Here is a 12300-nt window from a genome sequence, read left to right as displayed (position 1 = left end):
ACGGGGCCAGCCTAGCGGGGCGGGCGGGGGTGGTGAGGCGGGCCGCCGTCGTCGCACCGTCCGTTCTGCACCACAGAATCACGTCTGCACAGCCAGATCTGGCGGGGCAGACGTGATATCGGGGTGCAGAACGCGCCAATCACCGATCACCGGGCGCGAGGCACTCCAGCCTGCAGCAGCTTCCGACGGAGTCGCTCGGGCCGCAGAATGTCCTCCCAGATGATCCGGGCGACGCCGAGGCCCAGCGCCCGGAGGCCGTCCTCACGGTGCTTCTCCGCCTCGAGGGCCTCCACCGGGCTCACCCCACTGAGCTCCTGGGACCTCCGGTACTTGACCATCCCGTCAAACTCGGCGACGACACCCTCCCAGGCGAAGTCCACACGCACACGCCGCCCGTCGGGCAGAACGACCTCACGCTGCAGCTCCGGGGCGTGGAAGCCCAGTTCCCGGATCAGGGCTCGTACCGCGGACTCCCCCGGGGACTCGGCGGCAGGGTCGGCGAACTCCACGGCCCGAGCCCACCGTGCCCGTCGGCGGTGCGTGCGCAGATACGGCTCCCACTCGACGAAGTCGTCCAGCACGAGGGTCCGCTCGGAGGTGATCCGACCCGCCAGCACGGCGTCCAGAATCACCGCCGCCTCAGCCAGCGAGGACTCCGCCACGGTGTCCAGAACAGCGAAGGCAAGCGGTTCGACGTCGGCACTTTCCGGGCCGCCCTGCAGCCACGGATGCACACCCAGTCCCAGGGGCTCGCGCGGCACCGCGTGCTCCCCGCGCCGGACTCTGACCTGCAGATCCTCACGACCGATGCCTTCGGGCAAGGCGGCCCCGAGGCGCCGGAGGGGGATCGGCTGCAGGTCACGGCCACTGAGCGGTCTGCCCCGCGCGCCGGCCAGCTCCTGGTGATCCGCCAGCAGGCGAGCGACGACGGCGGCATCGGCCGTCCCGGTGAGCGGGCCAGCCCGCCTCCGCCCCACGCGTCCACGCCGGGTCTCCCGGACAGTGATCTCTCCCGGAGTGCGCAGCAGAGGGACACCCCAGAGGGCGAGCGCCGAGCCGCGACAGAAGAGTGGCGAGGCTGCCGCCGCCATGGCGCCGAGAGCCATGAGATGTCGGTCCCACGACGGGGCGCTGAGCCAGTGCCCGGGCTCGATGTAGACGCCATGGGCAAGGCGCAGCATCTCGCCACGACGCACCGCCGACGACCATCTGTTGCTCCGATGGGCCCGGTCCTCACGGGGCACATCTGCGACGCAGAGCAGGCGCACAGGATCGCGTGACGCGGACGTGACAGTGTGCGTGAGCATGCCTTCCACTGTGGCCGATTCAGAGAGTCAGTGGGGCCGTGTGGGTGCGCCCTGTGGAGAACGCCGTTCTGCACACCGACATCATGTCTGCACAGCGAGATCTCGTGGGGCAGACGTGATACCGGGGTGCAGAACCGACGGGGCAGAACGGGTCCACCGCGTCGCCCTCACTTCAGCGTGAACCGGTGCGGCTCCGAGGTGATCCCGCCCAGGCTCACCGTCAGCTCGTAGGCCCCGGGCTCGAGCTCCACGGGCTCGGTGCAGCTCGCGGACGAATCCGAACGGGGCCAGCTCAGCTGCGCCCGTTCCTGCTGGCCCGGTTCCATCGTGAGCTCATAGGAGTCCGCCTCGCCGCCGCACTCCGTGGTGGTGAAGACTTCGCGTCCGGCATGGGAGACCGTGAACTCCTGCTCGGCGGTGCCGACGTCGAGGGTGCAGTCCTCGTCCCCGACGTTCTGCACGGTGAGGATCAGCAGCGGCGCCACGGCGGCCGAGTACTCGGCGTCGTCAGTGTCGGCGGTCACCCGAATGTCGCCCGGAGCGCAGTGGCCCTCCGGGACGTCGTCGGTGTCCGGGTCGGACCCTGCGTCTGAGTCCTCCTCCGAGTCCGCATCTGAGTCCTCCTCGGAGGCGGCACCCTCATCAGAGCCCTCGTCCGAGTCCGACTCCGAGCCGGATCCGCCCTCAGTGTCGTCCTCCTGCTGCGCCGTGGGGTCGTGCGGGTCCTCATCCACCAGCAGCGCGAAGATCGCCGAGCCCGCCCACCACAGGCCCACCAGGACCACCAGGAGCAGCGCCCCGACCACGAGCCGGCGTCGCCGATACACCGCGGCGGACTGGCGCCTGGGCATGCGGCGCGGACCTGGGGAAGCCATGCGCACCAGGGTATCTCCGCGTCCTGGACGCATCCCGCCCACGCCACTCGGAGACGGGTGTGATGTTCACCGGCCGCCCCGTCGCGCGGCTGTCAGGCCGTCAGCCGTCCGACGAGCTCCTGCACACGGCGGCGGATGTCGTCGCGGACCAGCTCCATGCGTTCGCGGCCCTCGATGCCGCGCAGGCTGGGCTCGTCGGTCTCCCACCGCTCCACCAGCACGCCGTCGGGCTGCGGCACCTGAGCCTCGGCGCCGAGGACCACCACATGCCCGGCACGGCGCATCATGTCCTCGGTGAGCAGGGTGGGAGTCTCGCCGGTGATGTCCACGCCGAGATCCTGCAGGACCTCGGCCGAGAGGGCGTTGACCGCCGCCCCCGGTGCGGTGCCGGCGGAGGCCACGCTCACCGACGACGGCACCCCGGCCGCTTCCAGCTCGCGGCGCATCAGTCCCGCGGCCATCTGAGACTTGCCGCCGTTCTTCACGCAGACGAACAGCACGCCGTCGGAGGGCCGGTCGGCACGCTGGACGGCGGGATCGGGTGTGATGCTCATGCGGGCTCCAGGGGAGAGTTCGGGTGCGGTGGGACGATCCCATGGCCGACAGCGTGGGCGATGCTCTCCAGCGCCCCGTCGACGACGGCGTAGTAGGACCAGACACCGCGCTTCTCCCGCGTGAGGAGGCCGGCGTCGACCAGGATCTTCAGGTGGTGTGAGACCGTGGGCTGCCCCAGGTCCAGCGGGCCGGTGAGGTCGCAGACGCAGGCTTCTCCGCGGGCGTCGGCGGCGACGAGCGCGAGCAAGGTCAGGCGGTTGGGGTCGGCGAGGGCCTTGAGCCGGGCGGCGAGCTCGACGGCCGCCTCGGCGTCGAGTGCGGGCGTGCCAGGCTGGGGAGTGCAGCAGCTCGAGGTCTCGCCGTCGGCCTGGTCCGACGTGAGGGAGAGAGTCATGGGTCCTCCGACTGGTGAGGGGCCACGGGTGGTCAGTCCGCGACGCCTGGTGACATCGACGCGCAGAGACACCCCCGAGCACCGACATTGACATTCTTCGATGCCCCTGACGATACTCGGACCATCGATGGTTGTCGATGCCGTCGTCTCACCCTCTGCGGCGCCCCTCTACGGAAGCGCCGCAGACCCTGAATCCGTCCTCCACCCAGACCTCAGGAGCACCGTGTCGCAGAGCACCACCTCGGCCACCGCCTCATCAGCCCCGCCGGACGCCTCCGGCGTCGTCGCGAAGCTGTCACTGCTGGACCGATTCCTGCCGGTGTGGATCATCGCCGCCATGGCGGTCGGTCTCGGCCTGGGCGCCGCAGCACCAGGCTTCGGTGAGGCGCTGGAATCGTTCAAGATCGCCGGGGTGTCCCTGCCCATCGCCCTGGGACTGCTGATCATGATGTACCCGGTGCTCGCGAAGGTCCGCTACGACGAGACCGCCACCGTGATCGGCGACCGGAAGCTGATCATCACCTCGCTGCTGATCAACTGGCTGCTCGCTCCGGCGTTCATGTTCGCCCTCGCCTGGCTCTTCCTGCCGGACCTGCCGGAGTACCGGACCGGGCTGATCATCGTGGGGCTGGCCCGCTGCATCGCCATGGTGCTGATCTGGAACGACCTCGCCTGCGGGGACCGTGAGGCCGCCGCCGTGCTGGTCGCCATCAACTCGGTGTTCCAGGTGATCATGTTCGGAGTGCTCGGCTGGTTCTATCTGCAGCTGCTGCCCAGCTGGCTGGGACTGCCCACCACCAGCGCCGAGTTCTCGGTGGTGGCGATCACCGTCTCCGTGCTGGTGTTCCTGGGGATCCCTCTGGTGGCCGGATTCCTGACCCGCACCCTCGGCGAGCGCGCCCGCGGACGCGACTGGTACGAGGAGACGGTCCTGCCGCGCATCGGCCCCTGGGCCCTGTACGGTCTGCTGTTCACCATCGTGGTGCTCTTCGCCCTGCAGGGCGACCAGGTGCTGAGCAGTCCACTGGACGTCGCCCGGATCGCGCTGCCACTGACCATCTACTTCCTGGTGACCTTCGGCGCCTCCATGCTGATCGGCTGGCTTCTGCGCCTGGGCTACGAGCGCTCCACCACGCTGTCCTTCACCGCGGCGGGCAACAACTTCGAGCTGGCCATCGCGGTGTCCATCGCCACCTTCGGCGCCACCAGCGGCCAGGCGCTGGCCGGGATCGTCGGCCCGCTCATCGAGGTGCCCATCCTCGTGGCGCTGGTCTATGTGGCCCTGTGGGCGCGCCGCTGGTTCGCGACGTCGACGCCGGCCGCCGTCGGGGCCTCACCTGAGACGCCGCGCCCCTCCCCTGCTGACACCCCTGCTGAGACTTCTGAGAGGACCCGCTGATGACCCGCGAGAACCACAAGCCCACCGTCCTGTTCGTCTGCGTGCACAACGCCGGCCGCTCCCAGATGGCCGCGGGTTTCCTGCGGGAGATCGCCGGCGACGACGTCGTCGTGCACTCCGGCGGCACCCAGCCGGCCGACCAGGTGAACCCGGTGGCGGTGGCGGCCATGGCCGAGGTCGGCATCGACATCTCCACCCGCGTGCCGGACCAGCTCTCCCCGTACACCGTCCAGGAGTCGGACGTGGTGGTCACCATGGGCTGCGGGGACGACTGCCCGTTCTACCCGGGCAAGCGCTACGAGGACTGGCAGCTGGACGACCCGGCCGGCCAGGGCATCGAGGCCGTGCGGCTGATCCGCGATGACATCCGGGCCCGTGTGGAGGAGCTGGTGGACTCGCTGCGCACCCCGGCCTGAGGCCGCGTCGCCCCGCGTCGCCCCACGTCGATCGTCCGTAGAATCGCAGGGATGACTGAGACCACTCTGCCTGATGATGCGGCCCTCGCCGAGGCCCCGATCCCGCCGGCGCCGGAGGACGTGCACACCCGGGTGATCGACTGGTTCGCCGAGGCCGCCCGGGACCTGCCGTGGCGCCGCCCGGAGTGCACCCCGTGGGGTGTGCTGGTCAGCGAGATCATGCTGCAGCAGACCCCCGTGGTCCGGGTGCTGCCACGCTGGGAGGAATGGCTGCACCGCTGGCCCACGCCCGCCGCCTGCGCGGCCGCGCCGAGCGCCGAGATCCTCACGGTCTGGGACCGGCTGGGGTATCCCCGGCGGGCGCTGCGCCTGCAGGCCGCGGCGGAGGCGATCGTGGACCGGCACGGCGGCGAGGTCCCGGCGAACCCGGAGGCGCTGCGCGCCCTGCCGGGGATCGGCGAGTACACGGCCGCCGCGGTGTCCTGCTTCGCCTTCGGGATCCCGGAAGTCGTGGTGGACACCAACATCCGTCGGGCGCATGCCCGCATCTTCACCGGCGTCGCCCTGCCCGGACAGACCTACACGGCTGCCCAGCGGCGGCTCGCCCGTGACCTGATGCCGGACACCGATGACGACGGCGGGCGCCGCGCCTGCGCCTGGAACGCCGCCACCATGGAACTGGGGGCACTGATCTGCACCGCCCGTTCCCCGCAGTGCGCGATCTGCCCGGTGGCCGACCTGTGCGCGTGGCGGACGGCTGGTTCCCCGCCGCCGACCGAGGAGCAGAAGACCCGCGGCCAAGCCTGGGCGGGCACAGACCGGCAGGTGCGCGGGGCGATCATGGCGGTGCTGCGCCGCGGTGAGCCGGTGCAGGCTGAAACCCTGTTGGCCGGACTGCCGCTTCCGGAGGCCGAGGACGACCAGCGCCGCCGCTGCCTGGACTCGCTGGTGCGGGACGGCCTGGCGGAGCGGCGCGGCGACATCGTGGCGCTGCCGGGAGTGCTGGGCGGCTGAGTGTCGCCGCGGCGCCGCCGGCTGCAGGACCTCCAGCCTGCCCGGCCGCTCCGGCCTCCGTTGTGACCCTCCGGCGTGCCGGGTAGGCTGGCCGTTCAGCTCGTCGAGGGAGGGGCGAGCCGTGGCGCCTTCGGCTCCGCGCATCGCACTCGACCTGAGGATGGGGACCTGAATGAGGCACGACCGTTGCTGGCAACGTCGAGGAACGGTGGCCGGATTCGGGATCGCCACCGTCCTTGCCCTCAGTGGCTGTGGCATCTTCGCTCCGGAGGACACGGTCGACGAACAGGACTTCGAGGATTCCGTCAGCGCGGCGGAAGACGGTTCGATCGTCCTCGAGTCGGACATCCTCTTCAGCGCCAACAGCTGGGAGCTGCCGCGGGGTGCTGACGTGCTGATCGCGGAGCTGGCGGAGGCAGTCCCGGACGACGCCGAGGTCCACATCATCGGCCACACGGATTCCCGGCCGATTGGCCAGAGCGATGAAGACCTCACCAATGAGGAGCTCTCCGAGAGGCGCGCGCAGTCGGTGGCCGACGCCCTGAGTGCGGAACGTGATGATCTCGTGCTGACGATCGAGGGACGGGCCGACACGGATCCGGCGGTGGAAGAGGACCCCACCGAACCGAGCACGTACGCCGAGAATCGTCGCGTGGAGATCCAGTTCGCGGACTGATCCGTGTCGGCTGTCGGGCATGACTCGCGGCGGCCCGACTCTCGCACTGCGCGCCGCCGGGCTCAGTTCTGCGCGGCTCCCGCGCGCGACGACGCCTGTGCTGCGCCGCCGTCGAACAGCAGCGCCATCGCCTCCGGCAGGGAGCCGATCTCCTTCACCGTCATGCCGGCGGGGATGTCGCTCTGCTCCGCCCCGCGGGGCACGATCGCGTGGGTGAATCCCAGCCGCTGGGCCTCCTGAAGGCGTCGCTGCAGTCCGGGGACCTGCCGCACCTCCCCGGCCAGTCCGACCTCCCCGAACGCGAGGAACCGGTTGGGCAGCGGCTTCTCCAAGGCGGCGGAAGCCACGGCGAGCGCGATCGACAGGTCAGCGGCGGGCTCGGTGATCTTCACCCCGCCGACGGTGGCCACATAGGTCTCCGACTTGAACAGGGTGGCCAGCCGGGCACGGCGCTGCAGCACCGCCAGCAGCATGGACACCCGCGGAGAGTCCAGTCCGGAGACGGCGCGTCGCGGCTGCGAAGCGGGGGACTCGGCCACCAGCGCCTGCACTTCGGCGGTCAGCGGGCGCCGACCCTCCAGGGTGATGGTGATGCAGGTGCCCGGGACGCGCTCTGTCATGGCAGAGACGAACAGACCGGACGGGTCGGCCAAGGAGGTCAGCCCGCCCTCGTTCAGATCGAAGCAGCCGACGTCGTCGGTCGGGCCGTAGCGGTTCTTCACCGCACGCAGCAGACGCAGCCGGGAGTGCCGGTCCCCCTCGAACTGGCAGACCACGTCCACCAGGTGCTCGAGCATGCGGGGCCCGGCGATGTTGCCGTCCTTGGTCACGTGGCCCACCAGGATGGTGGTCATGTTGCGGCGCTTGGCCGCCTCGATCATCGAGGCGGTGACCTCGCGGATCTGAGTGACCCCGCCGGCCGCACCCTCCACCTCCGCCGAGGACAGGGTCTGCACCGAGTCCATGATGGTCAGCTGCGGGGAGCTCTGGTCGATCTGCCCCAGCGCCTGCCCCAGGTCCGACTCCGCAGCCAGATACAGCCCTTCAGCCATGGCGTCGATGCGTTCGGCCCGCTTCTTCACCTGCGCGGCGGACTCCTCGCCGGTCAGGTACAGCACCGGCTGGTCCGGGTGGGCCTGCGCGACGGCGGAGGCCACCTGCAGCAGCAGGGTCGACTTCCCGACGCCGGGCTCCCCGGCCATCAGGATCACCGCCCCGGGCACCAAACCGCCGCCGAGCACCCGGTCCAGCTCCCCGATGCCGGTGGCGCGGAACTCAGCTACCGACGCGTCGACGTCGCCGATGGCCTGAGCGGGGGCGGCCAGGTTGGAGGCGGCGGTGGTCCGCGCGGTGACCTGCTCCTTCTCCTCCACCGTGCCCCAGGACTGGCACTCCGGGCAGCGGCCGACCCATTTGACGGTCTGCCAGCCGCACTCGGAGCACTCGAAGGTCGAGGCGTTCTTCGCCTTGGACTTGCTGCGCGTGGAGGTGCGGGTGGCCATGGGGACCACGGTATCGCGACCAGGTGACACGTTCTGAGCGGGTCAGTACGAGGTCAACAGCCAAGGTCCCTGGTGCGGCCGGTTCAGAGGGGGCCCGTAGGCAACCTGGCCCGCAGCCTCTTGACATTCCGACAGAGCAACCTTTTCAATGTAGTTGTCTCTTAATTAAGGGAAGGGCAAAATGGCCTCCTCCGATCCTCTGAGTCTCGTATTCGCTGCGCTCGCAGACCCGACCCGACGCGCGATCCTTGCACGGCTGACACAGGGGCCGGCAACGGTCGGCGAAGTGGCCGAACCGTTCGCCATCAGCGCTCCTGCGATCTCCCAGCACCTGAAGGTGCTGGAGCGCGCAGGGCTCGTCACCCGCACCACGCACGCTCAATGGCGAACCCTCACGATGCAGACCCAGCCGCTCGACGCAGCATCGGCCTGGGTGGAGGAGCACCGTCGCGAGTGGAGTCTGCGCCTCGACCACCTCGACGCACATCTGAAGACCATGGCGACCCGACCGACGTCCGACGACAGGAAGGAAGCACAGTCATGACCACGACGGACACCGCGGCAGGAGAGATCCCTCAGTTCTCCATCATCCGCACCTTCGACGCCCCGCAGGAACTCGTCTGGCGTGCGTGGACCGAGGAGGCTGAACTCGCAGGCTGGCTGCACCCCTTCGGGGTGACCACCGAGAGCGTGTCGTTCGACGTCCGAGTGGGCGGGCGGTACCGGTACACGATGATCAACGAGGAGACCGGCCAGCGTTTTCCGACGGGAGGTGAGTATCTCGAGGTGAAGCCGATGCACCGACTCGTCTTCACCTGGGGCGACCCTGATGCTCCTGCCGACGCAGCGCCGGTCATCACGCTCACGCTGATCCCACACGGCGAGCACACCGAGCTGGTCTTTCACCTGCGCGGGTACGACGGCCAGCCCGGCGACGGCTTCGTCTACGACGGTTGGGACGAGGCACTGACCAACATCGGCCGCCACCTGCTCAGGGAGAGGCTGGGCTGAATCATGTCGATCACCATGGACAACATCGGCATCGTCGTCGAGGACCTGGATCCGGTGATCGCGTTCTTCGGTGACCTCGGTCTGGAGCTGGAGGGCCGCGCGATGGTCGAGGGTGAATGGGCTGGGCGCTGCACGGGTCTCGGCGATCAGCGTGTGGAGGTCGCCATGATGCGAACCCCCGATGGACATGGCCGCTTGGAGCTCTCTCGATTCCTCGTCCCGGATATCGCCCAGGATCATCGAGACGCTCCTGTCAATGCACTGGGCTACCTCCGCGTCATGTTCGACGTCGAGGACCTGGACGAGACACTCGCTCGTGTCGAGAGGCATGGCACGCAGCTTGTCAGCACCCAGATCGTCCAGTACGAAGACGCCTACAGGCTCTGCTACATCCGCGGGCCTGAGGGCATCCTCGTCGGACTCGCGCAGAGCCTCAGCTGAGTCGTGCGCGACCACGGCGCAGCATCGGCAGCTCGCGACGACCGGCCGCGGGCACCCTCAGCGGCATGGGCGGTTGAGGTGCGCCCCGTAGGCAGGGTCGGTGCGCATCTGCTCCAGCAGGCGCGCGAGCTCACGGATGTCCTGCCGACGTCGTCCGAGGTCATGCTGGCGCGCCCAGACGTACAGTCCCATGCCGAGCGCTCCCAGCACAGCGCCGGTGATCAGCAGCCAGGGCCCGTCCGAGGTGAGGGACACCAGCAGCGTCACGACGGCGGCGAGTCCGGCGGACGCCGCCGTCGTCTTGGCCAGCCGACGCGGATTCCGCCGCCACGCGTCCTCGACGCTCGGCGGCAGCACCGCGCTGTCCTGGACCACACGGACGGGGTCCTGGTCGGGGTCATACGGTTCGTGCCCCTGGCTGACGCCTTCGATCGTCGGCGCGTGCCGAGCCGGAGCCCCCACGGCGCGCTGCCACCAGTTCGTATAGAGCACCGCCGCGGCGTGACCGGCCGGAGAGCCCGGCGCGAGCTGCCGACGCGCAGCAGCGCGGCGCCGCCGGAGGTGGAGGTCATGTGCCGCGCTGTGGAGGAGGATCAGCAGCACGGCCACCGGGCCGAGCACGATGAACAGGACCGCGAAGACGGTGAACAGCCGCTCCGCGGCTCCCTCCTCGGGGGTGACCAGCAGGCCGACGAATCCGACGACGGCCGCTGCGGCGGCGAGTGTCCCGAGAACACCGGTGAGACGCCGTATCGTCCTCATCCCGGCGGCAGTGACCTCGACGTCGAGATCGACGTGATCCATGGTGATCCGGGGATCCGGAACCAGGTCCGACGGGTGCCGGACCGCCGGGGACTGGACAGCCGGGGACTGGGCCGCCGCGTCAGAGGGCTGCGGACTGTGCCGATGCTGCAGCGCCTGCCGGGCCGCAGGGCTGAGGAACTGCTCCACGGGCCCCGCATGGGCGTCCCAGCCGGGTTCGAGCCTTCCGCCGTCGTGTCCCTGCTGCCGCAGGACGGCGACGTGGCGCAGCATCTCCGCGCGCCGCCACTCGTCGTCCCAACGGCTTCGCGGATCGGCCCAGGGCCCCTCGGATCCCCGCGCACTCAACGGCAACGACTGCAGGAGATGCTCGTAGGCGGTCAGCGCAGCCCGATCCATGCCGTCACCCCGACGCCCCACCAGGAGGATCGGCACCTGGGGGCCGGGATCCGTCGCCAAGACGTGAGTGACGGCGGCATACCGTGACGCGCCCGCCCGCGCCCCCGCCTCGATCCGCAGGGGACGCACGGCGCCGAACGGATGCTCCTGACGGCCGACGCGGATCATGCCCTGCGAGAAGTCGACCGCGACGGTGGGGCCCGACCACCCCAGGATCAGACGGAGCACCCCGTACACCGCGCCCCACATGAGGACTCCGCCGATGCTCCCGGGCAGCCGCTCGAAGCCCTGGACCGCCAGGACGATGGTCACCGTCACTCCGCACACGAAACCCGCCGTCCGCGGCACCCAGCGCCGCGCGCGAGGGCTTCGCTGCAGCAGCACCTCCCCGGACCCGGGGCTCGGCGAGTAGGTCATGGCATGAGACCTTACCGAGTCTCTGGGGTGGGCGAGCAGGGGCGCCCCGGAGGCGACCCTCCCGGCGTCGGCGCTCTCGTCCGGGATGCGCAGCTAGGCTCAGACACCACACCCCCTCCGTGAAGCCTCACCGCCTGGAGCACGCTGATGTCCGAGCCGCCCACCGACACTCCCCCACGCCTCAGCCTCGCCGCCCGCCTCATGCCCGCAGCCATGCGACTCCGGCGGGCCAACCGTCACTACCGCACCCGCGAGCTTGTGCTCCGGCACCTGGAGGAGCTGACCGTGCGGCCGCGTCCCGCCGGCCCTCCGCGCAGGATCCGCGGCGACGTCGTCGTCACCGGCGCCTGGGAGCGCGGCTGGCGGATCCACACCATCGCACCGCAGGGTGAGCCCCGCGGGACCGTGCTGTACCTGCACGGCGGCGGCTGGGTGCACGAGGCCGCGCCGACGCACTGGCGGTGGGTCCAGCGCCTGGCCGCGGAGGCGCAGGTGCGGGTGGTCATGCCCGCCTACCCGCTGGTCCAGGAGGGCGGCACGGCGGCCACGGTGGTGCCGCGCGTGGCGGACCTCGCGGCAGAGCTCTCCGCCGACTCCGGTGAGCCCGTCATCCTGATGGGCGACTCCGCAGGCGGCTCCATCGCCCTGTCCGCCGCCCTGATGCTGGCGCAGCAGGAGCGGCCGGCGTCGCTGACCGCGCTGATCTCCCCGGCCCTGGACCTGCGGTTCAGCAACCCGGAGATCGACGCCCGCCAACCTGAGGACCCGTGGCTGGTCAAGAAGGGCCAGCTCGAACTCTCGGAGCGGTGGATCGGCGAGCACGGGGAGGACCCCCTCCTCAATCCGTTCCTCGGTGACCTCACAGGCATCGGTCCGCTGCTGGTCTTCAGCGGCACCCGAGACATCCTCAACCCCGACACCCGCTTGTTCATGCAACGCGCCACAGACGACGGCGCCGACGTCGAGTACCACGAGGAGCCCGGCCACCTGCACGTCTACCCCCTGCTGCCGACCCCGGAGGGGAGGCGGGCACGGCGCAGGATGGTCGACGCCGTCCGGGACGCGATCTGAGTCAGCAGCTGCCGGCCCGCCCCGACACTCTGAGCGCCGCTCCCAGCCGGACCCCGTACCA

General features: G+C 70.4%; 14 protein-coding genes. 8 read left to right on the top strand and 6 right to left on the bottom strand.

The window, feature by feature from the left end:
- Window positions 1-146: 146 nt before the first annotated feature.
- The 4 genes from SD455_RS03075 to SD455_RS03060 all read right to left on the bottom strand — a co-directional run bounded on the left by SD455_RS03075 (window position 147) and on the right by SD455_RS03060 (window position 3131).
- Window positions 147-1307: a hypothetical protein gene (locus SD455_RS03075; RefSeq protein ID WP_445507209.1), complete on the bottom strand. Its 1161-nt coding sequence runs from the start codon at window positions 1305-1307 to the stop codon at window positions 147-149.
- A gap of 167 nt (window positions 1308-1474) precedes the next feature.
- Entirely contained in the window at window positions 1475-2182 is a 708-nt protein-coding gene (locus SD455_RS03070) for a DUF4232 domain-containing protein (protein ID WP_139827671.1), read from the bottom strand.
- 92 nt (window positions 2183-2274) lie between these two features.
- Window positions 2275-2736, bottom strand: coding sequence for an arsenate-mycothiol transferase ArsC (locus SD455_RS03065; RefSeq protein ID WP_070162706.1), 462 nt, complete (start codon window positions 2734-2736; stop codon window positions 2275-2277).
- On the bottom strand, window positions 2733-3131 hold the full coding sequence (locus SD455_RS03060) for an ArsR/SmtB family transcription factor (RefSeq protein ID WP_070162708.1): 399 nt from the start codon (window positions 3129-3131) through the stop codon (window positions 2733-2735). Before SD455_RS03060 ends, SD455_RS03065 begins: the two co-directional genes overlap by 4 nt.
- Before the next feature lie 223 nt (window positions 3132-3354).
- Between SD455_RS03060 and arsB the strand changes: the two genes are divergently transcribed.
- The 4 genes from arsB to SD455_RS03040 all read left to right on the top strand — a co-directional run bounded on the left by arsB (window position 3355) and on the right by SD455_RS03040 (window position 6636).
- On the top strand, window positions 3355-4530 hold the full coding sequence (gene arsB / locus SD455_RS03055) for an ACR3 family arsenite efflux transporter (RefSeq protein ID WP_445507208.1): 1176 nt from the start codon (window positions 3355-3357) through the stop codon (window positions 4528-4530).
- Entirely contained in the window at window positions 4530-4946 is a 417-nt protein-coding gene (locus SD455_RS03050) for an arsenate reductase ArsC (RefSeq protein ID WP_445507207.1), read from the top strand. The genes arsB and SD455_RS03050 overlap by 1 nt, the downstream gene beginning before the upstream one ends.
- A 51-nt stretch (window positions 4947-4997) precedes the next feature.
- On the top strand, window positions 4998-5960 hold the full coding sequence (locus tag SD455_RS03045) for an A/G-specific adenine glycosylase (protein ID WP_445507206.1): 963 nt from the start codon (window positions 4998-5000) through the stop codon (window positions 5958-5960).
- A gap of 172 nt (window positions 5961-6132) precedes the next feature.
- Entirely contained in the window at window positions 6133-6636 is a 504-nt protein-coding gene (locus SD455_RS03040) for an OmpA family protein (RefSeq protein ID WP_445507205.1), read from the top strand.
- Between the two features lie 62 nt (window positions 6637-6698).
- Here SD455_RS03040 and radA read toward each other — a convergent pair whose 3' ends face one another.
- Window positions 6699-8138, bottom strand: a complete 1440-nt coding sequence (radA, locus tag SD455_RS03035) for a DNA repair protein RadA (RefSeq protein ID WP_445507204.1) — start codon at window positions 8136-8138, stop codon at window positions 6699-6701.
- A 181-nt stretch (window positions 8139-8319) separates the two neighbouring features.
- Here radA and SD455_RS03030 point away from each other — a divergent pair, with 181 nt between their 5' ends.
- The 3 genes from SD455_RS03030 to SD455_RS03020 are packed head-to-tail and all read left to right on the top strand — an operon-like array spanning window position 8320 to window position 9590.
- The gene (locus tag SD455_RS03030) at window positions 8320-8682 is read left to right on the top strand and encodes an ArsR/SmtB family transcription factor (RefSeq protein WP_070162718.1); all 363 of its coding nucleotides are present in this window, start codon (window positions 8320-8322) and stop codon (window positions 8680-8682) included.
- Entirely contained in the window at window positions 8679-9149 is a 471-nt protein-coding gene (locus SD455_RS03025) for an SRPBCC family protein (RefSeq protein ID WP_070162720.1), read from the top strand. Before SD455_RS03030 ends, SD455_RS03025 begins: the two co-directional genes overlap by 4 nt.
- Before the next feature lie 3 nt (window positions 9150-9152).
- On the top strand, window positions 9153-9590 hold the full coding sequence (locus tag SD455_RS03020; protein ID WP_445507203.1) for a VOC family protein: 438 nt from the start codon (window positions 9153-9155) through the stop codon (window positions 9588-9590).
- Window positions 9591-9647: 57 nt separating this feature from the next.
- Here SD455_RS03020 and SD455_RS03015 read toward each other — a convergent pair whose 3' ends face one another.
- Complete coding sequence (locus SD455_RS03015) at window positions 9648-11168, bottom strand: hypothetical protein (RefSeq protein ID WP_445507202.1); 1521 nt, start codon at window positions 11166-11168, stop codon at window positions 9648-9650.
- Window positions 11169-11315: 147 nt separating this feature from the next.
- Between SD455_RS03015 and SD455_RS03010 the strand changes: the two genes are divergently transcribed.
- Window positions 11316-12239 (top strand): alpha/beta hydrolase fold domain-containing protein, encoded by a 924-nt coding sequence (locus tag SD455_RS03010; RefSeq protein ID WP_445507201.1) that lies wholly within the window; start codon window positions 11316-11318, stop codon window positions 12237-12239.
- The last annotated feature ends 61 nt before the right edge of the window (window positions 12240-12300 follow it).

This window comes from Nesterenkonia sp. K-15-9-6, assembly GCF_052656005.1.
Note: the sequence above shows the minus strand (reverse complement) of the source record. Positions and strands in the feature narration are given on the sequence as shown.